Annotated in this window: 25 protein-coding genes; 14 read left to right on the top strand and 11 right to left on the bottom strand. The window is 38.8% G+C overall.

Annotated elements, in window-relative coordinates:
- The first annotated feature begins 13 nt into the window (after positions 1 to 13).
- From MKX82_RS13660 to MKX82_RS13650, 3 genes are all read left to right on the top strand, one after another.
- Positions 14 to 547 (top strand): hypothetical protein, encoded by a 534-nt coding sequence (locus MKX82_RS13660; RefSeq protein WP_233313127.1) that lies wholly within the window; start codon positions 14 to 16, stop codon positions 545 to 547.
- Positions 548 to 691: 144 nt separating this feature from the next.
- Positions 692 to 1411 (top strand): tRNA (adenine(22)-N(1))-methyltransferase, encoded by a 720-nt coding sequence (locus tag MKX82_RS13655; RefSeq protein ID WP_233313128.1) that lies wholly within the window; start codon positions 692 to 694, stop codon positions 1409 to 1411.
- Positions 1398 to 2513 (top strand): Nif3-like dinuclear metal center hexameric protein, encoded by a 1116-nt coding sequence (locus MKX82_RS13650; RefSeq protein WP_251644959.1) that lies wholly within the window; start codon positions 1398 to 1400, stop codon positions 2511 to 2513. The genes MKX82_RS13655 and MKX82_RS13650 overlap by 14 nt, the downstream gene beginning before the upstream one ends.
- A 41-nt stretch (positions 2514 to 2554) precedes the next feature.
- On the opposite strand, the gene MKX82_RS13645 is transcribed toward MKX82_RS13650, so the two are convergent.
- Together MKX82_RS13645 and MKX82_RS13640 are read right to left on the bottom strand one after the other, a co-directional pair.
- Positions 2555 to 3499: a 4-hydroxy-3-methylbut-2-enyl diphosphate reductase gene (locus tag MKX82_RS13645; RefSeq protein WP_233313130.1), complete on the bottom strand. Its 945-nt coding sequence runs from the start codon at positions 3497 to 3499 to the stop codon at positions 2555 to 2557.
- Between the two features lie 229 nt (positions 3500 to 3728).
- Positions 3729 to 4304 (bottom strand): YqfQ family protein, encoded by a 576-nt coding sequence (locus MKX82_RS13640; RefSeq protein ID WP_233313131.1) that lies wholly within the window; start codon positions 4302 to 4304, stop codon positions 3729 to 3731.
- A gap of 319 nt (positions 4305 to 4623) precedes the next feature.
- Between MKX82_RS13640 and MKX82_RS13635 the strand changes: the two genes are divergently transcribed.
- Both MKX82_RS13635 and MKX82_RS13630 read left to right on the top strand, forming a co-directional pair.
- Positions 4624 to 5934 carry a DEAD/DEAH box helicase gene (locus MKX82_RS13635; protein WP_233313132.1) on the top strand — a complete coding sequence of 437 codons (1311 nt, stop codon included), beginning with the start codon at positions 4624 to 4626 and terminating at the stop codon, positions 5932 to 5934.
- Between the two features lie 26 nt (positions 5935 to 5960).
- Entirely contained in the window at positions 5961 to 6854 is an 894-nt protein-coding gene (locus MKX82_RS13630) for a deoxyribonuclease IV (RefSeq protein ID WP_233313133.1), read from the top strand.
- Positions 6855 to 6910: 56 nt separating this feature from the next.
- Here the strand turns inward: MKX82_RS13630 and MKX82_RS13625 are convergent, their stop codons facing one another.
- The 4 genes from MKX82_RS13625 to MKX82_RS13610 form a co-directional block, all read right to left on the bottom strand.
- Positions 6911 to 7243, bottom strand: a complete 333-nt coding sequence (locus MKX82_RS13625; protein WP_233313134.1) for a hypothetical protein — start codon at positions 7241 to 7243, stop codon at positions 6911 to 6913.
- A gap of 112 nt (positions 7244 to 7355) precedes the next feature.
- Positions 7356 to 8204: a TIGR03943 family putative permease subunit gene (locus MKX82_RS13620; protein ID WP_233313135.1), complete on the bottom strand. Its 849-nt coding sequence runs from the start codon at positions 8202 to 8204 to the stop codon at positions 7356 to 7358.
- Between the two features lie 12 nt (positions 8205 to 8216).
- Complete coding sequence (locus tag MKX82_RS13615) at positions 8217 to 9083, bottom strand: permease (RefSeq protein ID WP_341077811.1); 867 nt, start codon at positions 9081 to 9083, stop codon at positions 8217 to 8219.
- A 160-nt stretch (positions 9084 to 9243) separates the two neighbouring features.
- The gene (locus MKX82_RS13610) at positions 9244 to 9501 is read right to left on the bottom strand and encodes a DUF2624 domain-containing protein (protein ID WP_233313137.1); all 258 of its coding nucleotides are present in this window, start codon (positions 9499 to 9501) and stop codon (positions 9244 to 9246) included.
- 208 nt (positions 9502 to 9709) lie between these two features.
- On the opposite strand from MKX82_RS13610, the gene MKX82_RS13605 reads away from it, so the two are divergent.
- On the top strand, positions 9710 to 10123 hold the full coding sequence (locus MKX82_RS13605; protein ID WP_233313138.1) for a Fur family transcriptional regulator: 414 nt from the start codon (positions 9710 to 9712) through the stop codon (positions 10121 to 10123).
- Between the two features lie 35 nt (positions 10124 to 10158).
- Here the strand turns inward: MKX82_RS13605 and MKX82_RS13600 are convergent, their stop codons facing one another.
- Positions 10159 to 10734 (bottom strand): 5' nucleotidase, NT5C type, encoded by a 576-nt coding sequence (locus MKX82_RS13600; protein WP_233313139.1) that lies wholly within the window; start codon positions 10732 to 10734, stop codon positions 10159 to 10161.
- 190 nt (positions 10735 to 10924) lie between these two features.
- Here MKX82_RS13600 and MKX82_RS13595 point away from each other — a divergent pair, with 190 nt between their 5' ends.
- The 3 genes from MKX82_RS13595 (at position 10925) to MKX82_RS13585 (ending at position 15041) form a co-directional block, all read left to right on the top strand.
- Positions 10925 to 11326, top strand: coding sequence for a DUF308 domain-containing protein (locus MKX82_RS13595; protein WP_341077806.1), 402 nt, complete (start codon positions 10925 to 10927; stop codon positions 11324 to 11326).
- 375 nt (positions 11327 to 11701) lie between these two features.
- On the top strand, positions 11702 to 13585 hold the full coding sequence (locus MKX82_RS13590; RefSeq protein ID WP_341077804.1) for a beta-glucoside-specific PTS transporter subunit IIABC: 1884 nt from the start codon (positions 11702 to 11704) through the stop codon (positions 13583 to 13585).
- A 58-nt stretch (positions 13586 to 13643) separates the two neighbouring features.
- The gene (locus MKX82_RS13585) at positions 13644 to 15041 is read left to right on the top strand and encodes a glycoside hydrolase family 1 protein (RefSeq protein ID WP_445738831.1); all 1398 of its coding nucleotides are present in this window, start codon (positions 13644 to 13646) and stop codon (positions 15039 to 15041) included.
- Positions 15042 to 15146: 105 nt separating this feature from the next.
- On the opposite strand, the gene ispG is transcribed toward MKX82_RS13585, so the two are convergent.
- The 3 genes from ispG to MKX82_RS13570 all read right to left on the bottom strand — a co-directional run bounded on the left by ispG (position 15147) and on the right by MKX82_RS13570 (position 17827).
- Positions 15147 to 16283, bottom strand: coding sequence for a flavodoxin-dependent (E)-4-hydroxy-3-methylbut-2-enyl-diphosphate synthase (gene ispG, locus MKX82_RS13580; protein WP_233313142.1), 1137 nt, complete (start codon positions 16281 to 16283; stop codon positions 15147 to 15149).
- Positions 16284 to 16436: 153 nt separating this feature from the next.
- On the bottom strand, positions 16437 to 16763 hold the full coding sequence (locus MKX82_RS13575) for a hypothetical protein (protein WP_233313143.1): 327 nt from the start codon (positions 16761 to 16763) through the stop codon (positions 16437 to 16439).
- A gap of 287 nt (positions 16764 to 17050) precedes the next feature.
- On the bottom strand, positions 17051 to 17827 hold the full coding sequence (locus MKX82_RS13570) for a DUF1189 domain-containing protein (protein ID WP_233313144.1): 777 nt from the start codon (positions 17825 to 17827) through the stop codon (positions 17051 to 17053).
- Positions 17828 to 17960: 133 nt separating this feature from the next.
- Here MKX82_RS13570 and MKX82_RS13565 point away from each other — a divergent pair, with 133 nt between their 5' ends.
- A complete protein-coding gene (locus tag MKX82_RS13565; RefSeq protein ID WP_237941708.1) occupies positions 17961 to 18443 on the top strand; it encodes a DUF456 domain-containing protein in 483 nt (160 codons plus the stop codon).
- A gap of 10 nt (positions 18444 to 18453) precedes the next feature.
- Here the strand turns inward: MKX82_RS13565 and MKX82_RS13560 are convergent, their stop codons facing one another.
- Entirely contained in the window at positions 18454 to 19149 is a 696-nt protein-coding gene (locus MKX82_RS13560; protein WP_237941707.1) for a Crp/Fnr family transcriptional regulator, read from the bottom strand.
- 427 nt (positions 19150 to 19576) lie between these two features.
- On the opposite strand from MKX82_RS13560, the gene MKX82_RS13555 reads away from it, so the two are divergent.
- The 4 genes from MKX82_RS13555 to MKX82_RS13540 all read left to right on the top strand — a co-directional run bounded on the left by MKX82_RS13555 (position 19577) and on the right by MKX82_RS13540 (position 26060).
- The gene (locus tag MKX82_RS13555; protein WP_233313147.1) at positions 19577 to 20185 is read left to right on the top strand and encodes a superoxide dismutase; all 609 of its coding nucleotides are present in this window, start codon (positions 19577 to 19579) and stop codon (positions 20183 to 20185) included.
- Between the two features lie 144 nt (positions 20186 to 20329).
- Positions 20330 to 21565 carry an MFS transporter gene (locus tag MKX82_RS13550; protein ID WP_233313148.1) on the top strand — a complete coding sequence of 412 codons (1236 nt, stop codon included), beginning with the start codon at positions 20330 to 20332 and terminating at the stop codon, positions 21563 to 21565.
- A gap of 142 nt (positions 21566 to 21707) precedes the next feature.
- Positions 21708 to 23795 carry a peptidoglycan D,D-transpeptidase FtsI family protein gene (locus MKX82_RS13545; protein ID WP_233313149.1) on the top strand — a complete coding sequence of 696 codons (2088 nt, stop codon included), beginning with the start codon at positions 21708 to 21710 and terminating at the stop codon, positions 23793 to 23795.
- 183 nt (positions 23796 to 23978) lie between these two features.
- On the top strand, positions 23979 to 26060 hold the full coding sequence (locus tag MKX82_RS13540) for a peptidoglycan D,D-transpeptidase FtsI family protein (RefSeq protein WP_251644967.1): 2082 nt from the start codon (positions 23979 to 23981) through the stop codon (positions 26058 to 26060).
- Positions 26061 to 26102 lie beyond the last annotated feature (42 nt).

Here is a 26102-nt window from a genome sequence, read left to right as displayed (position 1 = left end):
GGATGTGCTGCCCATGAAGGATAATAGGAAAACAGTGATTATCCAAGAAATACTTTATTGGAAAAAAAATAAAATGCTTCCGGAGCATTATTGCGATTATTTGCTTACCCTTTACACAGAAGGCAATAGAATGAAGGAAGAAGAATTGCCAAAGCAAAAGCATATTATCTCCAGTGCAATCTTTTTATTGTTTATTCCGATAACAGTAGGTTTCTTATATTTTACTGAATTGTCTTTCATTTTGCAAATGGCTATTTCACTAATTTTTCTGATAATAACTGCAGCGGGCATTTTCTATTATCAAGTAAAAGGGCTGGGAAATGATATCCCTGTTACAGTAGCAGCGTTTATCGTTCTGTTGTTTAGCGTTAAAGCTGTTCTTCATTTTTTTCCAGAAAAAATAATATTCTTATATATTATTTTAACGATAAATTGTTTACTCTGGTTTATAGGAGGAAGAAAGTTTAAGCTAGTTTATTTTACGATTTCTTCCTATATTGGCTTCCTCTTGCTTGCAGTTCTCGTTTTTATGTCATTCCGCGCTTAATGGGAAAAATTACTATGTTCTATATAGGGACAAGCCTGCTGAAAAATCAGTTGTCTTGTGGCATTCCGTTAGCAAATATGTTACAAATAGGTAATAGAATAATCAACTTAGTATAAGAAATAGCAATGAAATGTGGTGTTTAGAATGAATACAGACAGATTATCTAATCGTCTTGAAACAGTAGCAAAATACATACCAGCAGGAGCATCATTCGCAGATATTGGTTCAGATCATGCCTATTTGCCCTGCTATATGCTGAAAAAGCAGAAAGCGTCATTTGCAATTGCAGGAGAAGTGGTGGATGGACCATTTCAATCTGCCCGCAGACAGGTCCAGCAAGAGGGACTTACAGATGTTATATCTGTAAGAAAAGGGAATGGACTAGAGGTAGTAGGAGTAGGTGAAGTCGATTGTATTACGATTGCCGGAATGGGCGGAGCTTTAATCGCTGCTATTCTTGATGATGGCAAACAAAAGCTACAAACTGTCAAAAGACTTGTTCTGCAGCCGAACGTAAGCGCCTATTCTATCAGGCTTTGGCTTATAGAGAATGGCTGGAAGCTCGTGAGCGAAGAGATAATAGAAGAAGATGATAAGATTTATGAAGTGCTCGTTGCTGAACAAGGAGTAGGAAAGGAGCCTTATACAGAGCAAATAGATGCAGAGCTTTTGCTTGGACCTTTTTTAAGCAGAGAAAAAAACCAAGCCTTCCAAAAGAAATGGACGTTAGAAAGACAAAATTGGCAGAGAATAATTGAGCGTATGCAAACAGCAACAGAAACACAAGAGACGGTTGCTAAACTACAGGAGCTTAATTGGAAAATCGCACTTGTACAGGAGGTGCTCGGAAATGAAAACAATTAATGGATTTGAATTAATATCATTGTTCGAACAGTTTTCGCCAAAGGCTTATGCAATGGAAGGGGATAAAATCGGTCTTCAAGTCGGAGATTTGAGCAGACCAGTACATAATGTAATGATTGCCCTTGATGTAACCGAAAAAGTAGTAGATGAAGCAATCTCTTTGAAAACAGATTTAATTATTGCTCACCATCCTCCGATTTTCCGTCCCTTATCGAAAATAACGGCAGATAACCCTGCAGGCAGGCTGATGCAAAAGCTGATTAAGCATGATATTTCTGTATATGCTGCCCATACTAATTTAGATGTAGCTAAAGGCGGTGTTAATGATTTGTTGAGCGATGCATTAGGCTTAACAGATTGTGAAGTACTAGTTCCTACATATGAGGATAAGCTTAAAAAACTGGCTGTTTATGTTCCGGCTGACTACGCTGAGCAAGTGAAGGCAGCATTAGGGAATGCAGGTGCAGGTGCTATCGGCAATTACAGTCATTGCAGCTTTACTGCACAAGGAAAAGGTGAATTTAAACCAGGTCAGGATACAAATCCATTTAAGGGAGAGCCTGGCAAACTGGAGACCGTGGACGAGATGAAAATAGAAACTATCTATCCTCATTCCATTGAAAAAACAGTCATCAAGGCGCTCCAAAAAGCACATCCATACGAAGAACCGGCATTTGATATCTTTGATGTCCAGCAGCAAGGTGAGCAGCTTGGTCTTGGAAGAGTCGGTAAAATAGAAGAAATGACACTTGCAGAATTTGCTGAACACGTTAAAAAGCGCCTCGACGTACAAGGGGTAAGAGTGGTCGGTGATATGAAAGCAAAAGTAAAAAAAGTGGCTGTATTGGGCGGAGACGGCAATAAATATTATTCCCATGCCATCAGAAAAGGCGCGGATGTCTATGTAACTGGCGATATGTATTATCATGTTGCGATTGACGCCAGTGAGCTTGGCTTGAATATAATCGACCCAGGCCATAATGTCGAAAAGGTGATGAAAAAAGGAGTTGCTTATAAGCTCGTTTCTCTTTGTGAGGAATCAGGCTATAAGGTAAATATTTTCCCATCCAGTCTTCATACAGACCCATTTCAGTTTGTATAAGGAAAAAGCGGTAAAGAACCTAAGTTCTTTACCGCTTTTGTTTATTGTTTTGTCTTCACCTTAGGAAGAATCTTGTTTAATGGGACTTTCTTTTCTCTTTCCCATGTTTCTTCCTTTTCTGAATCATATTGCTCAAGGAAGTTAATCACTTCTTTAGTTATCGGTGTCGGGGTTGAAGCGCCAGCTGTCACTGCAACAGATTTAGCATTTTTAATCCATTCTAGTTTCAGTTCAGACACGTCAGCAATACGGTAAGCAGGTGTACCGGCAATTTCCTCAGAAACCTGTGCAAGACGATTTGAGTTATTGCTCATTGGGTCTCCTACCACAATCAAGACATCTGCTTCGCCAGCCTGCTGGGCTACAGCTTCTTGTCTAACTTGTGTGGCTAAGCAAATTTCCTTATGGAATTCAGCATGAGGAAATTTCGAATTGATGCTCTCCATCAAATCTGCAACATCCCATTGGCTCATCGTTGTCTGGTTTGTGACAAGAATCTTTTCTTGCTTAATATCGAGGTTCTCGATATCCTGAACTGTTTCAACTAATGATACGGCATGCGGAGCAACGCCAACAGCACCCTCTGGCTCTGGATGCCCTTTTTTACCAATGTAGATAATATAATAACCTTCTTTTTCTTTCTCACGAATTAAGTCATGTGTTTTTGTAACATCAGGACATGTTGCATCAAGAGTCACAAGGCCTTTTCTTTTCGCTATTTCCCTAATTTCAGGAGAAACGCCATGGGCGGTGAAAATAACAGTACCTGTATCAACTTGTTCAATAATATCCTTGCGATTTTTACCATCTAATGTAATAATGCCATCCTCTTCAAAAGCGTCCGTCACATGTTTATTGTGCACAATCATACCAAGGATGTAAATCGGGCGTGGCAATGTTTTATCTAAAGCCGCATTACGGGCGATTACCATAGCATCAACTACGCCATAGCAATAACCTCTAGGGGCAATTTTTATCACTTTCATTTGTAATCCTCCCACTAGGAACCTCTTTATCCGTCCAAAATACATCAACGTACGGATAAGTATTAGGACTCAGAGTATATCTTAACATATATTATTATATAAAACTTCTTAAAAGAAGACAAAAATATTGAGATAGTGATGGAGGATGGCAAAAATAAAAGACCCATTTTCTACTTGTTTGGGCTGTAAATTTAGATCAGCTGAAAAATAGAAATTGGGTCTAACTTATTTATATATACATTCTAGGAACAGAAACTCCACTGTCCTGCGGCCCTCTAGCCGGTGTTTCTTCTACTCCCGGAACAGCAGTTGGCTCCGCTGTTTCATTGGAAGTTCCAGTAGCTTCTTGTGTCGTCTTTGTATTCTTCACCTTATTCGTATCAGCAGACTTGTCTGTGCTGGAATCGCTGCTGCTTGTTAAGCCCCTGTAAAGCTTCCACATTGCCGGGATATTTCGCACCATTGGTCCATACTGGCTGATCATCGGACCAACCTGGCTTGCTGTTTGCAGGAATTTTTGCGAATTGGCAAGTAATCCGTTGATGGAAGCAGGATTCGTTAATGTCTTCAATATCCCTCCGCCAGTCGCGGCATTTCTTGAACTTGAGCTGCCTAGCATTGCAGCACCTCTTTGCACATTTGTATCTCCGCCTTTTCCCCCTCCAAGCAATTTAGAAAGAATGCCTCCACCATTACTGGTTTGAGCGCCGCCTCTGCCCATCATCTGTCTTTGATATGGAGCAGGGCCTTGCATCATTCTTCCCCCCATGCCTCTTGGCTGCGGCATACGCGGTCTTGGTGGCATGCTGCTGCCTCCTTTCTATAATAACCTGTATTCCTTATTAGCGTATGCTGTATAGTTGTCACTTGTTTAGGGTTTAAGCGGATAGTGCATAAAATCTGAGTGAATTGTCTTAATTAAAAAATAGAAAATATGGGAAAAATAAAAGGTGAAGCAAGTATATTTAGGAAAAAGGAATCAAAGTTTCGGGAGTAATCAACAGGTTTCGCGTTAATTACCTGAGAATTAGTGGTCTTTTCAGCAGATTTTGATTATAATAATATGATGGACTAGTGAAGCCGCGGCAAGTTTTTTATTGTCTGAATATAAAGGAGTTTTAAAAATGAGTCAAAATACATTCAACCGTTATAATTTAAAGCCGTTCATTTTGAAAGCAGTCGATGAACTGGGCTTTTATGAACCAACAGAAATACAGCAAAAAGTTATCCCATTGATGTTAAAAGGGGAAAGTGCTATTGGACAGTCACAAACGGGAACAGGGAAAACCCATTCTTATGTACTGCCAATTATGGAAAGAATTAATCCTGAGAGTAACACGGTACAAGCTGTAATAACTGCACCGACAAGAGAGCTTGCAACGCAGATTCATAATGAAATTGTTAAAGTGGCAAAGCATTCACCAGAAGCGATCTCAAGCCGCCTGTTCATTGGCGGGACGGATAAACAGCGTGCAATTGAAAAGCTTAAAAGCCAGCCGCATATTGTTGTCGGCACACCAGGAAGAATTAATGACCTTGTAAAGGAGCAGGCTCTGCATGTCCATACAGCTAATATGCTGATTGTCGATGAAGCAGATCTTATGCTTGATATGGGGTTCATTGAAGATGTGGACCAAATTGCTGCAAGAATGCCAAAAGATTTAAGTATCTTTGTATTCTCCGCAACAATACCGGAAAAACTGAAGCCGTTCTTAAAGAAATATTTAGAAAATCCTAAATATGTACATGTGGAGCCAAAGCAGCTGACTGCTGCTAAGATTGAACATGTGCTTCTACCTTCCAGACACAGAGATAAAATTACGACAGTATATGAAGCATTGACAGCTTTCAACCCATTTTTGGCAATCGTGTTCACAAACACAAAGCAAATGTGTGATGAAGTAGCTGCAGGGCTTTCGGAAAAAGGGCTGAAGGTTGCTAGAATTCATGGCGGGCTTACACCTCGTGAAAGAAAGAAAGTGATGAAGCAAGTCCTTGATTTGGAGTTTCAATATATTATTGCAACAGACTTAGCTGCACGAGGAATTGATATTAAAGGGATCAGTCATGTCATCAATTTTGAATTGCCAGCAGATCTTGATTTCTATGTTCACCGTGTCGGCAGAACAGCAAGAGCCGGTTCATCAGGAATTGCATTGACTATTTACGAGCAATCGGATGAGGATAAGCTAAACCAGCTTGAAAAGCTTGGCATCGAGTTTAAAAATATGGACTTGAAAAACGGTGAGTGGGTCGAAATTGAAGACAGAAACCGCCGAAAAAAACGTCAACGTACTGCAGATGAAATTGATGTGAAAGCAAAATCTCTTGTGAAAAAGCCGAAGAAAGTGAAACCTGGCTACAAAAAGAAGATGCAGCGAGAAGTAGAAGGCATTAAAAAACGGGAAAGACGTTTGAAAAGCAGAAATAAATAAGTAAAAGCTGAGAGGAGAGAGGATGAATGGTGAAACTAGGTTCCCATGTATCCATGAGCGGAAAAAAAATGCTTCTAGCAGCAAGTGAAGAAGCAGTATCTTATGGAGCAAATACCTTCATGATATATACAGGTGCTCCTCAAAATACAAGACGCAAAAAAATTGAAGATTTAAATATAGAAGCAGGAATGAGACATATGCAGGAAAACGGGATAGCAGATATCGTTGTCCACGCTCCTTACATCATTAATATTGCCAACACTACAAATCCGGCAACATTTGAACTAGGTGTTAATTTCCTACGAACAGAAATTGAACGGACAGAAGCGCTTGGTGCTAAACAAATTGTTTTGCATCCAGGCGCACATGTTGGTGCTGGTACAGATATAGGCATAAAAAAAATTATCGAAGGCTTAAACGAAGTGCTGACAGGCAAAGAAAATCTGCAAATTGCACTGGAAACAATGGCTGGTAAAGGTTCCGAATGCGGTAAAACCTTCGAGGAGCTAGCAATGATTATGGATGGTGTCACCTATAATGACAAGCTGTCTGTATGCTTCGATACATGTCATACTCATGATGCCGGCTATAATATTGTCGAGGACTTTGACGGAGTGCTTGATGAGTTTGACCGTATTGTCGGGATAGACAAGCTGAAAGTACTTCATATCAATGACAGTAAAAATGCAGTAGGGATGAGAAAAGACCGTCATGAGAATATTGGCTATGGTCATATCGGCTTTGACGCATTAAGCAAAATTGTTCATCATCCTCAGCTTATTGATATTCCGAAAATCTTGGAAACACCTTATGTCGGGGAAGATAAGACTAACAAAAAAGCTCCATATAAACATGAAATTGATATGCTGAAAACTCAGCAATTTAATGAAAGCTTACTTGACGATATTTTAAAAGGTTAAAGTAAATTAGGCCATTTCACATCATGTGAAGTGGTCTTTTATTTGCTTAAAAAAGATTAGTTACTTGTGATGAAGGCTGTAGCAAGGCCGATAAGAAAAAATAATAGAGAGCCAACATTTAAACAATTTATGCTTAAGCTGCCAAGTTTTCTTGTTAATTTATAATTGTTTTTAAAACCAAGATAACTTTTTGCAGTAGTCATCTCACTGTAATTAGTAAATAAGCCTCCTGTGCTGGAGAAAAAGACAAAAATTAAGGTAAGACTCAAACCTACATAAAACATGGCATCTAAATAAAAAATATTCAATTTTTGTGCAACTAAATAAGAAATGCCAAATTCCAATAATATAACAACCATTGTAGCAATCACAAATTTCCCATATTTCATTGAATGCCCTCCTTTGTTAAATTCTTATAAATTTATTATAATACAAAATTTATTGATTTTTCAAAAAAATAAAAGCAAAGACTGCCGTCGAACGGCAGTCTTTGCTTTTATGTTAATTTTGACGATAAACATACGGATCATTAGGCTCGGTAACCTTTGTCCATTTTGTTACTTTGAGAACTGGAATGGTTTTTTTGAAAGGCTGGTAATAAATATTATCAAGAGTTCCTGTTATTTGCAGCCAATCATCATTGCTTGCTTTCAAATCATCAGGCAGGTCCAGAAGAATTCCGTAAACACCTGAATCAGCAATACAATGGATAATTCCGAATCTCAGCAAAAAGGCTTGGTTGGCTGCCAGCTCTTTATCTTTATAAGCAAAACCTGTCAGTGTTATTTCTTCCCCGATAAATTGACCTGGGTAATTGTAGATAGTTTCCAGATCGTTGAGGAAAGTATCTCCCTCCAGCTTAATGGAGTCTACTTTACTTAATTTCTTCAGACCCTTATCCATCATTTCAGAATAGCCTTCTTTTCCGTAATAGCTGCTTGTATCTGGTTGTAGAAACTGATGCTGGCTGTATTCATCTCCTTCCGCATAGACGGGAAAGGAGAGCCCTTTCTTTTCTACTATATTCGAATCAAGTGTGGCAACAGGCAGGAATAGTCCTGTCAATACAGGCGCAATCATAATGAGAAAAGCAATGGCTCTTTTCCACCAACGGTTTTCCTCTGCTGCATGATTATGTCCGCAATGATCACAATCATGCTCATGTTCATGATCGTGTTTATCTCCTTTTATATAAAAATAGATGGAGATAAGCGTAAACAAAATAAAGATATATATGGCAGACTCAGATATATAGGAATACTTCATGTTAATATATTTAGAAATATCGCCAGATGCATGCAGATGGAAAAAAAGGTATGTGAACCCGATTAGAACAAATATCCGAAACATATACATGCCTCCTTAAAAAACTAATGTCACAAGTAAAACAGTGATGGTAATAACGGTGCATAAGAGAGCGACAAATTTCGCTTTAAATGTACTGAGCAGCATCATTGTATTTTTGATGTCGAGCATAGGGCCAAACAGCAAAAAAGCGAGAATCGAGCTTGTGGAAAAGCTGCCGCGAAAGCTTGCAGCAATAAAGGCATCAGCTTGTGAGCATAGGCTTAATACATAAGCTAGCCCCATCATCACAACATGGGAGGAAATGGTTCCGTTCCCAATGGAAACAAGTGTTGATGTTTTAATAGTCGTCTGCACAAGTGCCGCAATAAATGAACCTGCCACTAAATATTTCCCGACTGAAAAGAATTCGTCGATAGAGTGTTTCAGCATAGCAGAAATTTTTTCTATAAAGGAATGATAATGAGCCGAATGGCTTTCTGTTGATTTTAACGGTGCCTCTTTAACGGTGAATTTAAGAACAATACCAATGATAATTGCCGCAAGTATTGCCAATAATCCACGATGTAACACCATGCTCCAGCTGTTGCCAAAAGCAATATAGGTGGAGAAAAGAACAATCGGATTAATAATTGGCCCTGTGATCATAAACGCTACAGCTGCAGGGATTGATACTCCTTTTAAAATAAGCCTTCTTGTTATCGGAATAATACCGCATTCACAGGCAGGGATAATAGCACCCATTACGGAACCAACCAAAATAGCGAGAATATTATTTTTCGGCATAATTCTTGCAATCATTTCTTCTGAAATAAAGACTTGGATGATTCCGGAGACGATAACACCAATCAAAATAAATGGCAGTGCCTCAATAATGATACTTATAAAAATGGTGTTTAATTGCAGTAATGTATCCATACTCATTATTTTTATTGCTCCTTTTAGCTTCCAAAAAATAAGATAATCTTGTCCAAGCAAACACTTTAGCATAGGCACATGAAAAAAAGATGAGAATAATAAATGTTTTTATTAAATAAAAAAAGCCTCTTCTTCCCATAGAAGGAAAAAGAGGCAGTCATAAAGCTTATTGGTTTGCAAATAGATTAAACAAGTTATTGACTTCCTTTGCTGTGGCTGGGCTGGTAATTGTCGCAAGCTCTCTGATTAACTGAGCTCTTTCATTTGGATTGAAAATGTTGATTTTTTTGCTGTTTAAATGCTTTGCCAGTGTCTCAGCTTCTCCATCATTAATAGGAATTTTGAATTGTTTGCTGTATTTCAGCAGCTCTGTTGCAGTAATCGTATGGATTTTATGGTTGATTATATTCTCAAAAATTTTCATGTCATCACTCCCCATTCTAACATATGAGGGTTAGGCGAAAATGTGTCATGAAAAATGCAAAAAATCTGAATGATTTATTCGAAAGTCGCCGTATCTTTACATTATCAGGGCATTCTTGTATACTAATTTAGATAAAGGATGACTTCCATTAGTTGAATAAATCGTAACGGTTACTATATATATTCCAGAAAATTGGGAGGTGTCACCATTGAATGTAGATCAAGCATTAGACATACTAAAAGAAGAGGGCTATAAGCATACCGGAAAACGAGAAGATATATTAGAGCTGTTTGCAGCTAAAAATAAGTATATTACGGCTAAAGATGTACTGGATGCATTGAAAAATGATTATCCTGGTTTAAGCTTTGATACTATATACCGTAATCTTTCTCTTTTTGTGGAGCTCAATATATTTGAGATGACAGAGCTGAACGGAGAGAAGCATTTCCGGTTTACATGCTCACATCATCACCATCATCATCATTTTATCTGTCTGGAATGCGGAAAAACGAAAGAAATTATTACATGTCCGATGGCAGAACTGACAGACAACTTAAAAGGATATGATGTTTCAGGCCATAAATTTGAGATTTATGGAAAATGTCCTGAATGTATTCAATAAAAAATCTACTGTTAGCAAACAGTAGATTTTTTTTATTATTGCTTCGTTTTAATCCAGTTGTCCACCCATTTGGAAGCTTCCTGCCAGCTTGTCACCCGGATTACTCCATCAGGAATTGGCTCTCTATTGTACGGAGTATCAAATAAAATAACAGGAATTCCGCATTCATGATGGATCATTACTGCATTATCATGCTTATCCTCAAAAAAGATGTCCACTTCATACTTTTTAACTGCTGCAATTTTATGGTGTGTGCCAATTAAGTCAATATGATTATAAGCAATGCCGTTATTTACAAACCATTCTTTCGTAATGTCAAGGAGATGCTGTCCTCTTGCACTGATGAAGTATAGCTCGTGTTTGTCCGCCCAGCTGCTCAAAGCAACGCTTGCTCCCTCTGCAAGAGGAGAAGCAGTATAAATGCGTGGTTCATTATCTATAAACCATTTATCGAATTCCTCGTGTGAAACAGAAACAAGGGGATATAGATCATATTCTTTAATATCTTCTAATGTTATATTTAGTTGGAAGCTCTCATTTAAATAAGGAACGAAGGTATCCGGTCTTGTGACTGTCCCGTCAATATCTATTCCAAAACGCAATTTTTTCATTATGTACTCCTTTTACTGTTGTTTCTTCTAAATTTTTTACTAAAACTTATCCTTCTTTAGCTTATCAAAAGACATGGGAGAGAGAAAGGATTTACGTAAAAAAGTATGTTTCCAAGCTTTTACACTAATAAGGGTAGCTAAATTGGCCATGATAATAAATGCTCCTATTATAGAAAGCGAGGGAATGATCATGGCAGACTACAATAGCAATGAAGAAAAGAATCGCACCGATAGAGAGCAAGACGATTCACGCACAACAGATTATATGGAGGAGACATCTGCAGAGATTGTCAATCCAATGCCTTTTAACACAAGTGTCCCAGTTCGTCAGAGAGTGGAGACGACGAACGAAGAAGCAAAAATGGACACACAGCGCAAGGAACGTACAGAGAGCAATGGCAGAGGAATTGGGATAACAGCGCTGATTATTTCTATTATTTCTCTGTTTGTGATGCCGATTGTATTAGGCATCGTTGGGATTATTGTAGGGTTTGTAGCCCGCAGACGCGGAGCAGTAACGCTTGGATCATGGGCGATCGCTCTTGGAGCATTGTCTATTATCATCGGCATTTTTATTGCCCCGTTCTTTTAGCACAAACCTTTGACTTGTTTGGTCGGCAGCTTCTGTTAGAAGCTGCCGTTTTTTTTTATTGAAAAAATATTTTTTATAAAATAATATCGAAAGCGTTGACAAATATTTTAGGGCATGATAAATTTAGGTTGTAAAATTTAATGAAACCGCTTTAGGATTGTTACTGATTATGCAGGCAAAACCTAAACTTCGTTCGATAGGAGGATTTTTATATCCTTTATTATGGGCGTAGTTTAGGTTTTTTTTATGGAGTAAAAACGGAGGGATGTAAAAACATAAATAAGCAAGAAAAAAAAGCTGTATATGGGCTGCCACCCTCATACAGCTAAATCAAAGTATAACAATATTATTCCCCTACAAATAGGAGGTACTGTCATGGATTATAATAAATTATCAAAAGAAATATTGCAACAAGTTGGCGGTGAAGAGAACGTAGATAATGTCATTCACTGTATGACAAGATTGCGCTTTAACTTAAAAGACAACAGTAAAGCAAATCGCCCACAAATAGAGGCGCTTGAAGGTGTCATGGGAACAAACATCAGCGGAGGTCAATTCCAAATTATTATTGGGAATGATGTTCCGAAGGTTTATAAAGGAATTATAGATAACAGTAAATTAAGCGGAGAAAAGACAAGCGGCGGATCTTCGGGAGAAAAGAAAAATCCGATAAGTGCTGTATTTGATGTCATTTCTGGTGTGTTCACTCCTATCCTGCCAGCAATTGCTGGAGCAGGTATGATCAAAGGTATTCTAGCGATTCTAGTTGCGTTAGGCTGGCTTTCTAATACGAGTCAAACATATATCATCTTAACAGCTGTTGGTGACGGTGCCTTTTACTTCTTGCCAATCATATTAGCTGTAAGTGCTGCAAGAAAATTTGGAAGCAACATGTTTGTTGCTGCAGCAATCGGTGCAGCCATCCTGCATCCTGACTTAACAGCATTATTTACGGCAGGTGAACCAATTTCCTTTATCGGGCTGCCTGTTACGATTGCTACTTATTCATCAACCGTTATACCGATTCTGTTAGCAATCTGGATTGCTTCTTATGTGGAAAGATGGATAGATAAAGTTACACATGCGTCCTTAAAACTTATTGTAGTACCAAGTGTTACGTTATTAGTAGTTGTTCCGGTTACATTGATCACAGTTGGTCCGCTTGGTGCTATTCTAGGTGAATATCTATCTGGAGGAATCAACTTCTTATTCGACAATGCAGGACTATTTGCGATGATCCTTCTTGCAGGTTCATTCTCGCTAATCATCATGACTGGAATGCATTACGCATTAGTGCCAATCATGATTAACAATGTTACAGTAAACGGCTTTGACTATTTAATGCCAGCAATGTTCTTGGCAAATATGGGGCAAGCTGGAGCAGCATTTGCAGTTGCAATGAAAACGAAAAACAAAAAATTCAAATCACTTTCTTATTCTGTCAGTGTTACAGGATTAATGGGTGTAACAGAACCAGCAATGTATGGTGTTAACGTTCGTCTTAAAAAGCCATTTATCGCGGCACTAATTGGTGGAGCAGTCGGTGGTGCTTATCTAGGAATCACGAAGGTTGCAGCATATATCATGGGTGGTAGTGCAGGTATTCCAGGTGTTACATCATTCATTGGACCAGGACTTAACTTTGTAAACGCTCTAATTGGTATGGCGATTGCGTTTGTTGCTGCAGCAGTTGCGGCATATCTAATCGGATTTGAAGATGTACCTGCTGAAAACGCAGAAGAACCAGCTAAAAACAAAGATGCAGAAGCAGAAGCTGCTGCGACGAAAGAAGCAGGGATTGTATCCGAACAAATTTTAAGCCCTATCGTAGGAAAAGCTGTTTCATTAAGCGAAGTGAATGATCCAACATTCTCCCAAGAAATTATGGGGAAAGGGATTGCTATCATCCCAGAAAAAGGGGAAGTGCTCTCTCCAGTAAATGGAGTTATTACAACACTTTTCAAAACAAAGCATGCTATCGGTATTACAAGTGATAAAGGAGCAGAAATCCTTATCCATGTCGGATTAGATACAGTTCAGCTTGACGGTGAGCATTTTACAGCACATATGAAAGAAGGAGACGCTGTCAAGGTTGGAGACAAAATCACTTCATTTGATATTGATGCATTAAAGAAAGCAGGATTTGACACAATTACTCCTGTTGTTATTACAAACACGATGGAATATAAAGATGTAACACCACTTAAAACTGGTCATACAAGCGCAAACGATGTAGTGCTTGACTTATCTGCAGTTTAAGAAATGTAGGGGGACTGGTTATTCAGTCCCTTTCTAATAACATGAAGAGGTGAATAGAATGGGGAAAAGATTTCCAGAAGGTTTTTTGTGGGGCGGCGCAGTAGCTGCTAACCAGCTTGAAGGTGCATATAAAGAAGATGGAAAAGGACTGTCCACAGCAGACGTATCTCCGCATGGAATTATGAGCCCGCCGGATGAGTCCATGACAGCTTATAATTTATATCATGATGGAATTGATTTTTACCATAAATATAACGAAGATATCGCACTTTTTGCCGAAATGGGCTTTAAAGCCTTCCGTCTATCTATTGCTTGGACTAGAATATTCCCAAATGGTGATGAAACAGAGCCTAATGAAAAAGGTTTAGCGTTTTATGACAACGTATTTGATGAACTGAAGAAATATAATATCGAGCCTGTAGTAACAATTTCTCACTATGAAATGCCTCTGGCTTTAGTAAAAAACTATGGCGGCTGGAAAAACCGCAAAGTTGTCGAGTTCTATGAACACTTTGCAAGAACGGTTTTCACACGTTATAAAGATAAAGTGAAATACTGGATGACTTTTAACGAAATCAATGTTATTCTCCATGCACCATTTACAGGTGGCGGACTGCTGTTTGATGAAGGGGAAAACAAGAAGAATTCCCAGTATCAAGGCGCACATCACCAATTTATTGCAAGTGCACTTGCCGTAAAAGCCGGTCATGAAATTATCCCAGGATCACAAATTGGCTGTATGATCGCTTCTATGGTCACATATCCATATACATCCAAACCGGAGGATATGTTCGCAGCAATGCAGCAAGACCGTCAGACGCTATTCTTCTCTGATGTTCAGGCAAGAGGAAGCTATCCTGGATACATGAAGCGCTATTTCCGTGACAACAATATTGAAATTGTCATGGAAGAAGGCGATGAGCAGCTTCTAAAAGAAGGCACGGTAGATTATATTGGCTTCAGCTATTATATGTCGTTTGTTGCTAGCACAGACCCAGAGCATCAGAAAACGAGTGGAAACCTGCTAGAAGGTGTCAAAAACCCATATTTGGCTTCGTCTGAATGGGGCTGGCAAATTGACCCTAAAGGCTTGCGAATTGTCTTGAATCAGCTTCATGACAGATATCAAAAACCACTGTTTATCGTAGAGAATGGACTTGGTGCAGTTGATACACTTAATGAGGATGGAACTGTCCAAGATGATTATCGGATTGACTATCTGCAAAGCCATCTTGAAGAAGTGCGAGAAGCGATTGAAGATGGAGTCGAACTAATCGGTTATACTTCATGGGGACCAATCGACCTTGTGAGCGCATCTACAGCAGAGCTTAGAAAACGCTATGGCTATATTTATGTTGACAGAGACAGTGAAGGTAAAGGAACAAATGACCGTATTAAGAAGAAGAGCTTCCATTGGTATAAAGAAGTAATTGAAACAAACGGAGAATCACTGTAACAAAACAAAACCCTTAAGCATATTGCTTAAGGGTTTTGTTTTGTCTATAAGCTTCTAAAAATGGGTCACCCCCCATCAAATCAATGGGGGGTCACTCATTATAGCTTATTGTGTAAGCATATCCTGCTTCTTCTGTTTATCTTCAGCTTCTTCAGCCGCTTTTTTGGCAAAATATTCTTCAGCGATAGCATCTATTTCTTTTTTCAATTCGTCTACCATTGTTTCTTCTGGCACCTTACGGACTATTTTCCCTTTGCGGAACAATAGACCTTCGCCTCTAGCACCTGCGATCCCGATATCAGCCTCTCTCGCCTCTCCAGGACCGTTAACAGCACAGCCAAGCACGGCCACTTTAATCGGTGCTTTAATGGTGGATATATACTCTTCCACCTCATTAGCAATCGAAATAAGGTCAATTTCAATACGTCCGCATGTCGGACAAGAAATTAATGTAGCTGCATTTGCCGACAATCCGAAAGATTTCAATAGCTCACGTGCAACTTTTACTTCTTCAACAGGGTCTGCACTTAAAGAAATACGAACCGTGTTTCCGATTCCTTTGCTAAGAATCGCACCTAATCCAGCCGCACTTTTTACAGTTCCTGCAAACAATGTGCCTGATTCCGTAATCCCAAGATGAAGAGGATAATCAAAAGCTTTTGCCGCTTTTTCATACGCTTCAATCGCAAGATTTACATCAGATGCTTTCATGGATACGATAATATCATGAAAGTCAAGATCTTCGAGTATTTTGATATGGTGCAATGCGCTTTCAACCATGCCATCAGCTGTTGGATAGCCGTATTTTTCGAGGATTCTCTTTTCAAGTGAACCTGCGTTTACACCAATACGGATCGGAATTCCTTTAGCTTTAGCTGCTTTAACAACTGCTTCCACCTTTTCCCGTTTACCGATATTACCTGGGTTAATTCTGATTTTGTCTGCTCCGCCTTCAATAGCTTTCAATGCAAGACGATAATCAAAATGGATATCGACTACAAGCGGGATGTTGATTCTCTTCTTAATTTCTGCAATAGCATCGGCTGCACGTTCATCAGGACAAGCAACGCGGACAACTTGGCATCCAGCTTCTTCAAGTCGATTAATTTCTGCAACTGTAGCTTCGACATCATGTGTTTTTGTTGTTGTCATACTTTGGATAACAACCTCATTGTTTCCGCCAATGGTCAAATTGCCAACTTTTATTGGTCGGGTTTTAGTACGATGTATAATTTCACTCAATGGTGATTCGCTCCTTTAATAATTGGAGAACCCTTAAAAACTTAAGAAGGGTCTCAAATAAATTCAAAAGTACATTCCTATTGTAACAATGAAATACTTATATTGACAAGAAACTTGCTGACATTAACAAATGGAAAATTTGCCGGGAATCGTTTATTGCCCATTGATGTAATGAGGAAAGGTATAAACTTTTCCGACTTGGATATCCTCAGGAGAAACGCCGTCATTCCATTTTTTGAAGTCTGCTATTAAAGTATCAATGCTGACAGGAAGGGCTACAGACGTTTCATTCTCGATGATTGACAGGACCGTTTCGCCTGCTTTTACCTCATGCTCAAAATAGCCGGGGCTGTCAGATCCAGATGATGCCTGTACCTCAATCGCTGGCTCTTTATCTACATTCAATGTGCCGTGATTCAAATCAAAATAGATAACATAGATGGTCAACAGACAGATAAAAGTAATGAAGAGCTTTTTCATACATGATTCCTCCTGCTTTTTATGGATAGTTAAATGTATGTACAAGGAATTTTTAATAGAACCTTTTTCTAGTATTTTATCTATCATTATTTCTAAAAATAATAGATTATAATCCATAAAAAAACCTGCTCTACTAATTTAGAGCAGGTCAGGACGCAAAATAGAAGGTGCTGGAGGGCGAGAAAGATTAAATAAAAAGACTGTCAACAGCTGTTTAGAAAGCTTGTCTACAGTCTTAGTGGCCAATATAGATTTAGAGCAAACAAAAACGGGTATAATTCTAATGCTTATTCTTTTATCGGTTTTTTCGTTTCTATTTCTTTAATAGAAAGGAATACGATGAACAGGGAGATGAACCAATTAAGCATACTGCCGTTAGGTACATTTGTTTCCAAGCTATCCATGATGAAAAAGAAGATAGTCGGAATGGTCATACTGTAGACAGTAATCCTCCATGTTTGGCCATATGTTAATTCTCTTCCTAAAATTCTTGCAAAGACAGTTCCGAAAATCGCAAGAATGAATGCTTCAATTGCTTTAGAAGCTGCAAGGAAGATAAAGAAAATCACGGCCATTATACTCGTAAACAGTGGCACCATTGAATCAAAGGATTTCGCTAATGCTGCTAAATCGCTTTTAGATGCTTGGATATTTCCGAAATAGGAGTACTCAAACGACTGAGATTGTCCTGCTGTGACAATAACGAACTCTTTTGGAAGGAGAGCAACAGTATTGCCTGAAGAGCTGATGTTCTTTTCGTTATAGGTGCCTGTAGAATCAACGATAATTGTTAAGTCTTCTGTATTGGTTACGCTCGGCTCCTTCATATCAGAATGAAGCGTGTTGTCTTCAATTCGGAAGTCGGGAACATCTTCTTCCAATGTGGAAGCTAGTGTATGTATTCCTTCATTCATGCTTTTACTTAAATAATAGATGGTAGGGATAGAGGCGACAATCGAGAGGATCAGAAGAAAAGCGATTGTTTTCCAAATACCCTGTGAACGGAAGCTAGCTATATCTTTTGGTGAATAGATGCTCCGGTAAAACTGCTTAAAAATATTCATTCATTTGACACACCCTTATAAAGATTCATTACTATTTTATCTTTGCACAAATACATATACAAGCGTAAGCCGTTGATTGGCGAAAAAAACTATGATAAACATAGGAAACTAAAAGATAATGGAGGCTATTAACATGAATGTCATATATTGGGTTATTATAGGAGCTTTATTTGTAGTTGCGTATATAGGTCTGATTTATCCAATTATTCCAAGTGTTGTATTTATAATTGGAGGTTTTTTGTTGTATGGTCTTTTCTTTACCTTCCAAGAATTCTCTGTCTTGTTCTGGATTATTCAAGGGATGTTCGTTATTTTATTATTTATTGCTGATTATTTAACGAACCTTTTCAGTGTAAAGAAATATGGTGGTTCAAAGGCTGGTATTTGGGGTAGTACGATTGGTCTGATAGCAGGTCCATTTGTTATTCCTGTTGCCGGAATATTAATTGGTCCGTTCTTAGGAGCGGTTATCGCCGAATTGCTTGTAAATAAATCAAATTGGCAAGCAGCCCTTAGAGCAGGCGTCGGCTCTCTTGTCGGTTTTTTAGGAAGCGTCGCAGCAAAAGGGCTGATTCAGACCGTTATGATTGTCTATTTCCTTATCGCAGTTAATTAAAGAAACAGGACTAGTTTAGACCGCAAATCTCAATAGGGCAGTTTTGACAGTCTACCGCTTTTTTTAGGAAAGCAAGGTCCTTAACAGTAATTTTTTGAGAGGAGATAGAGATGATGCCGCCATCTCTAAGTTCCTTCATGGCTCTTTGAATAACTTCCCTTGTCCCAAATGTTAAATTTGCCAATTCCTGATGGGTAAGGGGGAAATCAATTAGTATACCATTTGCAGTTCTTTTTCCAAAAGAGTGACATAGCCGGATAAGAATGCTGTACAAGCTTCCTTTTTTACCATGCATGATTAAATCTTGGCATTTAATATTTGCTTTTAAGTAGCCTGTACTCAGCCATGCGGTAAGAGAGGCAAGCATTTTATGGTCATGCAGAGCAAAGTCTTCAAAGTCTGCTCTATCAATGATAAGAAGCTCACAGTCTGTTATAGTTCTCGCAAAATGATAGTATTTCGGTGACTGCTTAAATAATAAGTATTCTAGCAGCAAATCCTCCTCATGGAGAATCTTCATGATAAATTCTTTGCCGTTTTCATGAATTCTGCCTACTGATAGTGTCCCCTCTAACAGGAGATAAATATTGGAAACAGGGTCACCCTCTTGAAACAGCAAGCTTCCCTTTTTAATGAATTGGACATTATTAATCGAAAAATAATGCTGCAATAGCAGACTGTAAAGCGATAGAGTTCCTTCCTTCATCTGTCGCACTCCCTTTGTTGTTTCTCTTTATGCTTCGATTAAAAAATATCGAGTATTTATTGTCAAATGGATTTTGTAATATATTGGAAGGTGAGCCTGTCGTTTTTAAGTTAAAACCTATATATACCAACGAAAAGGAATAATGTGTCTATTTAGCGAATCTTTTGAAAGAAGGGATGTTTGTTTTTGCAACAATGTTGGTATAAAAGAAGAGTTCCTTTATATACTAAATTGGGGAATGACTGCAAAAACACAAAAGTCAGTTTTTCTTTTAAAAAATTCCTTGTAAATAAAGCAAAATAATTGAAAGGAATGGCTTAATTTGGTACTGTTTTATTAGAAGAACCTTCTCATGTAAATATTGTCAAAATAGTGATAAATTATATGGGAAGAAAAAAATTTACCTATACATAGGAGGAAAAAACAAATGGCTTTTTCATTACCGCAATTACCATACGCTTACGATGCATTAGAACCGCATATTGACAAAGAAACAATGAATATTCACCACACAAAACACCATAACACATATGTAACAAACTTAAACAACGCTCTAGAAGGAAATGCAGAACTTCTTTCTAAAACGGTTGAAGAGATCGTGTCAAACCTTGATGCAGTTCCAGAAGCAGCACGTACAGCTGTTCGTAACAACGGCGGCGGACATGCTAACCACTCTCTATTCTGGGAAGTTATTTCTCCAAATGGCGGCGGACAGCCTTCAGGTGATTTAGCATCTGCTATCGACAGCAAATTCGGAAGCTATGAAAACTTCAAAGAAGAGTTTGCTAAAGCTGCTACAACTCGTTTCGGTTCAGGCTGGGCATGGCTTGTAGTAAACAACGGTGAGTTGGAAGTAACAAGCACACCAAACCAAGACAGCCCGCTTATGGAAGGAAAAACTCCAATCCTAGGCTTGGATGTATGGGAGCATGCTTACTACCTTAACTACCAAAACCGCCGTCCAGAGTATATTAATGCATTCTTCAATGTAATTAACTGGGAAGAAGTTACTAAGCGCTACACTGCAGCAAAATAAAACAAAAAACCTTGCTGGCCAATTTGGTCAGCAAGGTTTTTTGTTTTTCGCGAAAATCCTCCTATATCTGCATCATCCTTAATAAATGTTGTATAAGGAACACCCTTTTGTTAAAAACTAGCGAGACAAAGGGGAGTTTTTATCATGAAATTAGGGAATTTGATTGGCAATATCAAACTGACAAAGGAACTGGGACTGCTGCTGACAATCGGTGGACTTTATGCATTAAGCATAGCTCTTTCTAATACCTTTGTTAATATTTTCTTGTGGAAACAATCTGGAGAATTTAAAGATTTAGGGCTGTATAATATGGCTACAATTATTCTGCAGCTGATTACCTTCACCATTGCAGGCAGATGGGCAAAAAAAATTGACAGGGTCATCGTATTTAGAATTGGTGTCATTTTCCTGGCGTTGTTTTATTTGTCTGTACTGCTTATCGGTGATAAGGCATCTACTTATTTGCTGCTGTTAGGCTGTCTGCTTGGCATTGGCTATGGGTTTTATTGGCTTGCCTTTAATGTTCTGACATTTGAAGTTACAGAACCAGATACGAGAGATTTTTTTAACGGCTTTCTTGGCATTCTCGGCTCTGTTGGAGGGATGGTAGGTCCTATGCTGGCAGGGTTTATTATTTCAACCTTGAATAAAACAACTGGCTATATGATTGTGTTCGGAATTTCGCTCGGATTATTTTCATTAGCAGTGGTATTGAGCTTCTTTCTAAAACGAAGACCGGCAAGCGGCCAATATTTATTAAAACGAATTATCGAAGAACGAAAGAATGATGATAATTGGAAAAGTATTACCTATGCTCATTTTTTCCAAGGAATCAGAGAAGGAACGTATGCTTTTGTTATTACTGTGTTTGTGTTTATCGCAACAGGAAGTGAAATGGCGCTAGGCACATTTGGGCTCATTAATTCAGGCATTTCGTTCATCGCCTATTATATCGTGTCACGAAGCATCAAAAGTGAAAAGCGAAATAAGTCCATCCTGGTAGGCGGAATTCTGTTATTCTTGTCAATATTTATCATAGTATTTGACTTTTCATTCATTCGTCTTCTTATTTATTCAGGTATTATTGCCATTGCTTATCCATTAATCCTAGTCCCATATACAAGTCTGACATACGATGTAATCGGCCGCGGCTGGAATGCAGGGGAAATGCGGATAGAATATATTGTCGTCCGTGAAATGTTCTTGAATTTTGGACGGCTATTGTCTGTTCTAATCTTCATTGCAGGCGTAACTATGTTTAATCCGGAAAAATCCATCCCAGTGATGCTGTTTATTCTTGGAAGCGGACATTCAATCATCTATTTCTTTACGCGAAAAATTAAGCTTTCGCCTGCACCTAGATTAAATGGGCAAGAATAGCAGGACACTATTTAACAAAGGTTCCTTATTTATAAGGAACCTTTGTTATTTTTGTGAATTTTGTTAAATTCTGATAGATAGAACCAGATTTTTACTTTAAAATAAAAGGAGTGAGAATGTCTAAAAAGAAAGGGTTAATTTTATGGGGGAAAAAAAGAGAAAAAGGAGATTTCAGCTGTCTTTACGGTTGAATCTATTATTTTTGCTGATATTTCTACTGTTTTCAACACTGATCCTTCGCTTAGGATTTGTCCAGATTGTTTACGGTGACGAATACAAGCGGAAAGTAGATAAAACAGAGGACATTGTTATCAGTACAACTGTTCCAAGAGGAGAAATATATGACAGGAACGGGAACAGCATTGTAAGCAATAAAGGGAAAAATGCCATTCTTTTTACAAACTGGAAGTATAAGCCGGATGAGTTGAATAAAACGGCAGAAAAGCTTGCAGACTTAATTGCTATGGATTCAAAGAAGGAGATTGACAAGATCACTGATATAGATAAAAAAGATTATTGGCTCTTATTGCATCCAAAAGAAGCAAAAGAAAAAGTAACTATTGAAGAAGATAATAAGCTAAAGGAAAAATTCAGCGAAAAGGACTATCAAAAGCAATTTAATGAGCTGCTTCGAAGCAAGGTAACGGCATCAGAAGTAGCAAGCTTATCTGCACATGACTTAGAATCCTTAGCCATTTACAGGCTGATGACGAGCGGCTATTATTATACGCCGATTGTCATCAAAAATGATGGTGTAACAGAAGAGGAGCTAGCTAAGGTCAGTGAGAATCTGTCCTCGATGCCTGGTGTCGATACAGCAAAAGACTGGGACCGAACATATGGGTATGGAGATACGCTGAAAACAGTTCTTGGGAAAGTCAGCTCCACGCAAAAAGGGATACCAGCAGAGCAAAAGGATGAATATCTCGCAAAAGGCTATAACATGAACGACCGTGTTGGTTTAAGCTATATTGAAAAACAATACGAAGATGTTTTAAGAGGGAAAAAGCAAGCAGTTGAATATGTGAAAGATAAAAAAGATCAAATTGTCTCATCTAATGTTATTTCAGAAGGTAAAGCGGGCAGTGATTTATTCCTGTCAATTGATATGAACCTCCAGCTTGAGGTTGAAAAAATTATTGAAGAAGAATTACGGAAGACAAAGGCAGGCTATGCAGGCACACAGTTTTTAGACAGAGCATTTGTCGTGCTGATGGACCCACATACAGGGGAAGTATTAACAATGGCGGGCAAGCAGCTTGTTAAAAACGACAAGACAGGTTTGCAGGAAGTACAGGATTTTGCATTAGGCAATATTACCACTTCCTATAATGTTGGTTCAGCAGTAAAGGGAGCAATGGTGCTTACTGGATATAAAGAAGGAGTTATTCGTCCTTACTCTATGATGCTTGATGAAGTGATGAGCATCAAGGACTCCCCTGATTTTAAATCTTGGAAGGTGATGAATACTATCAATGACCTTCAAGCATTGCAGCAATCCTCCAATGTATACATGGCCAAAACCGCCATTGCAATCGGAAAAGGCCATTATGCTAAAGGGCAGCCTCTTAGTGTGGAAACACAAGCATATACGACTATTCGTAATTCTTTTGGAGAAATGGGCTTAGGAGTTAGGACAGGAATTGATCTGCCTAATGAGATGGCTGGATTTAAAGGACCAGTAAAACCAAATCAGCCTGGGGATTTAATGTTCTTATCAATCGGTCAATATGACACGTACACAAATATGCAGCTTGCCCAATATATCTCGACAATTGCCAATGGTGGTTACCGAATTGAACCACATATCGTGAAGGAAATCAGAAGTTCTGGAAAAGGCAAAGAGAAATATGGTGTGATGGAGCATGAAATCAAGCCGAAGGTGTTAAATAAGCTAAATATGAAAGAAGAGTGGATGAATCAAGTGCAGAAGGGCTTCCGCATGGTGATGCAGCCTGGCGGAACTGGCAGTGTTTTTGCGGGAAGTTCTTATACTCCTGCAGGCAAAACAGGAACTGCACAAGCCTTTTATGACGGACCATTGCGAGAAAATTATGAAGAACCGCCCCAAGTAATGAATGTCAGCCTTGTTGCCTATGCTCCCTATGAAAACCCAGAGGTGGCAATGGCGGTAATGGTGCCTTGGGTCTATACAACAGACAACGGACCATCACCTAACTTAACAATCGGCAAGAAGGTAATGGATAAATATTTTGATATGAAAAAATAACAGGAATTTGCCTCGCAAATTCCTTGTTTTTTGTGTAATAATCGCTGTTTTTTCACAATATAGAAAGGTATTTAGAAGACAAATATCGACTTTGCAGGATATCCCAGCAGGTTATTAATAGAAATATTGAAGAGTTTCTATTACAATAGAGTGAGAAATGATTGTAGAAAGTGTGGTATTACATTGGGAAACAAGAAGAAAAAAAAGACGATTCCGATTCGCCTTAACATTATCTTTTTTGCTGTCTTTTTGCTCTTTTCTGCATTGATCCTGAGACTAGGTTTCGTGCAGATTGTTTATGGAGATGAGTATAAGCGGGAACTGGAAAAAACAGAGGATGTAACAGTAGATACATCTGTGCCCCGCGGGAAAATCTATGATTCGACAGGAAAGGTTATTGTTGATAATCTCGCGAAAAATGCGATAACGTACACAAATACCGGTGTCTCTACCGAAAAAATGATGGAGACTGCCGAGGCGCTTGCGAAATATATAAAAAAGGATACCAAAAAAGTTACCGAACGTGACAAACAGGATTACTGGATATTAAAGCATCCGGAAGAAGCGGAAGCACTTGTTACGAAAGAGGAAAAAACTGCTCTTGCGGAAAAGTACACCGATTCAGATGAATATAACTCTCAAGTATATAAGCTGCAGCTTAAAAGGATCACGGAGGATAAACTAAAGTCTTTGACTAATGATGATTTAGAAGTTATAGCAATTTACCGAGAGTTTTCAAGCGGCTATAAACTGACACCACATATCGTCAAAAACGATAAAGTGACGAACAAAGAAATGGCAGTTGTAAGTGAAAACTTAACGTCTTTAAAAGGTGTCGATACAACAACAGACTGGGATAGAGATTACCCATTCGGCAAGACACTTGCTTCTGTTCTCGGCAGTGTGAGCTCGTCAGAGGAAGGCCTACCAGCTGAGTCGTTGGATTATTATCTTTCAAAAGGCTACAGCCGCAATGATCGTGTCGGCAAAAGTTATCTGGAACTTCAGTATGAAGATGTTTTGAAAGGACAGAAAGAAAAAGTCCGCAATGAGACAAACAGTGATGGAGAAATTACAGACACAGAAGTGATTACAGAAGGAAAACGCGGAAATGACCTTGTGCTTGCAATTGACATGGAGCTGCAGCAAAAAGTCGAAGACATCATTGAAAAGCAGCTGAAGGCAGCTAAACAAATGTCAGGAACAAAATTCCTTGACCGTGCTTATGTTGTTCTGATGGATCCAAACACAGGCGATGTGCTGACAATGGCAGGGAAAAGACTTGTAACAGAAGATGGAAAAACAAAGGTGAACGATGATGCTCTCGGCAATATTACGACATCCTACAACGTCGGATCTGTCGTTAAGGGTGCTACTGTTCTGACAGGCTATAATACTGGAGCAATCAGTCCGGGAACAGTTATTAATGATACACCTGTAAGAATAGGCGATACTATTAAGAGATCATGGACAACAATGGGGCCAATCAATGACTTAACAGCCTTGATGCGTTCATCAAACGTCTACATGTTCCAGACTGTTATGAAAATAGCAGGTGCTAGATATGTTTACGGCCAGCCTCTGTCTGTTGATGCAGAGGACTTCACAATAATGAGAAATGCGTACGCTCAATACGGGTTGGGAATTCGCACAGGCATCGACTTGCCGAATGAGCAGACAGGCTTTAAAGGAACAGAAACGTCAGTACCTGGTAAGCTTCTCGATCTTTCCATCGGTCAGTATGATACGTACACAAATATGCAGCTTGCCCAATATATTTCTACAATCGCAAATGGCGGGAACAGAATGGAACCGCATATCGTCAAGGAAATTAGAAGCCCTGTATCTGAAGAAGGCGAGCTTGGGGCAGTAGTTGACTCTGTTGAGCCAAAGGTTTTAAATACGATTGATGCAAAACCAGAGTGGATAAAAAGGGTGCAGACAGGCTTTAAGATGGTTGCCCAAAGTCCAAAAGGAACGGCATACACGTATTTAAGCGGCAAATCATACTCTCCTTCAGCTAAGACTGGTACGGCAGAGGCTTTCTATGATGGACCGCAAAAGAGCAACTATAAGACATTGCAGGAAGTAATGAACTTGAGCTTAGTAAGCTATGCACCTTCTGAAAATCCGGAAGTGGCAATGGCAGTCCTAGTTCCATGGGCATATAACGGCAGTGTTGACAATAAAGCAAACTTAAAAATAGGTGAAGAAGTATTAGATGCTTATTTTGATATGAAAAAAGAACGACAAAAAGAAAAATAAACGATAATGAGGGGCAGTCCAATTGGACTGCCCCTCATTATC

It is taken from the genome of Niallia sp. FSL R7-0271, assembly GCF_038005785.1.
In the GTDB taxonomy this organism is placed as follows: domain Bacteria; phylum Bacillota; class Bacilli; order Bacillales; family Cytobacillaceae; genus Niallia.
Note: the sequence above shows the minus strand (reverse complement) of the source record. Positions and strands in the feature narration are given on the sequence as shown.

Bases quoted from the DNA above. Each gene is read 5' to 3' on its own strand.
- MKX82_RS13610 (WP_233313137.1), bottom strand. From the start codon at position 9,501: ATGAAAATTTTTGAGAATATAATCAACCATAAAATCCATACGATTACT.
- MKX82_RS13565 (WP_237941708.1), top strand. From the start codon at position 17,961: ATGAATGTCATATATTGGGTTATTATAGGAGCTTTATTTGTAGTTGCG.
- MKX82_RS13545 (WP_233313149.1), top strand. From the start codon at position 21,708: ATGGGGGAAAAAAAGAGAAAAAGGAGATTTCAGCTGTCTTTACGGTTG.
- MKX82_RS13655 (WP_233313128.1), top strand. From the start codon at position 692: ATGAATACAGACAGATTATCTAATCGTCTTGAAACAGTAGCAAAATAC.
- MKX82_RS13625 (WP_233313134.1), bottom strand. From the start codon at position 7,243: ATGAAATATGGGAAATTTGTGATTGCTACAATGGTTGTTATATTATTG.
- MKX82_RS13550 (WP_233313148.1), top strand. From the start codon at position 20,330: ATGAAATTAGGGAATTTGATTGGCAATATCAAACTGACAAAGGAACTG.
- MKX82_RS13635 (WP_233313132.1), top strand. From the start codon at position 4,624: ATGAGTCAAAATACATTCAACCGTTATAATTTAAAGCCGTTCATTTTG.
- MKX82_RS13620 (WP_233313135.1), bottom strand. From the start codon at position 8,204: ATGTTTCGGATATTTGTTCTAATCGGGTTCACATACCTTTTTTTCCAT.
- MKX82_RS13640 (WP_233313131.1), bottom strand. From the start codon at position 4,304: ATGCCACCAAGACCGCGTATGCCGCAGCCAAGAGGCATGGGGGGAAGA.
- MKX82_RS13560 (WP_237941707.1), bottom strand. From the start codon at position 19,149: ATGAAGGAAGGAACTCTATCGCTTTACAGTCTGCTATTGCAGCATTAT.
- MKX82_RS13650 (WP_251644959.1), top strand. From the start codon at position 1,398: ATGAAAACAATTAATGGATTTGAATTAATATCATTGTTCGAACAGTTT.
- MKX82_RS13600 (WP_233313139.1), bottom strand. From the start codon at position 10,734: ATGAAAAAATTGCGTTTTGGAATAGATATTGACGGGACAGTCACAAGA.
- MKX82_RS13575 (WP_233313143.1), bottom strand. From the start codon at position 16,763: ATGAAAAAGCTCTTCATTACTTTTATCTGTCTGTTGACCATCTATGTT.
- MKX82_RS13585 (WP_445738831.1), top strand. From the start codon at position 13,644: ATGGGGAAAAGATTTCCAGAAGGTTTTTTGTGGGGCGGCGCAGTAGCT.
- MKX82_RS13555 (WP_233313147.1), top strand. From the start codon at position 19,577: ATGGCTTTTTCATTACCGCAATTACCATACGCTTACGATGCATTAGAA.
- MKX82_RS13615 (WP_341077811.1), bottom strand. From the start codon at position 9,083: ATGAGTATGGATACATTACTGCAATTAAACACCATTTTTATAAGTATC.
- MKX82_RS13590 (WP_341077804.1), top strand. From the start codon at position 11,702: ATGGATTATAATAAATTATCAAAAGAAATATTGCAACAAGTTGGCGGT.
- MKX82_RS13645 (WP_233313130.1), bottom strand. From the start codon at position 3,499: ATGAAAGTGATAAAAATTGCCCCTAGAGGTTATTGCTATGGCGTAGTT.
- MKX82_RS13660 (WP_233313127.1), top strand. From the start codon at position 14: ATGAAGGATAATAGGAAAACAGTGATTATCCAAGAAATACTTTATTGG.
- MKX82_RS13570 (WP_233313144.1), bottom strand. From the start codon at position 17,827: ATGAATATTTTTAAGCAGTTTTACCGGAGCATCTATTCACCAAAAGAT.
- MKX82_RS13595 (WP_341077806.1), top strand. From the start codon at position 10,925: ATGGCAGACTACAATAGCAATGAAGAAAAGAATCGCACCGATAGAGAG.
- MKX82_RS13630 (WP_233313133.1), top strand. From the start codon at position 5,961: ATGGTGAAACTAGGTTCCCATGTATCCATGAGCGGAAAAAAAATGCTT.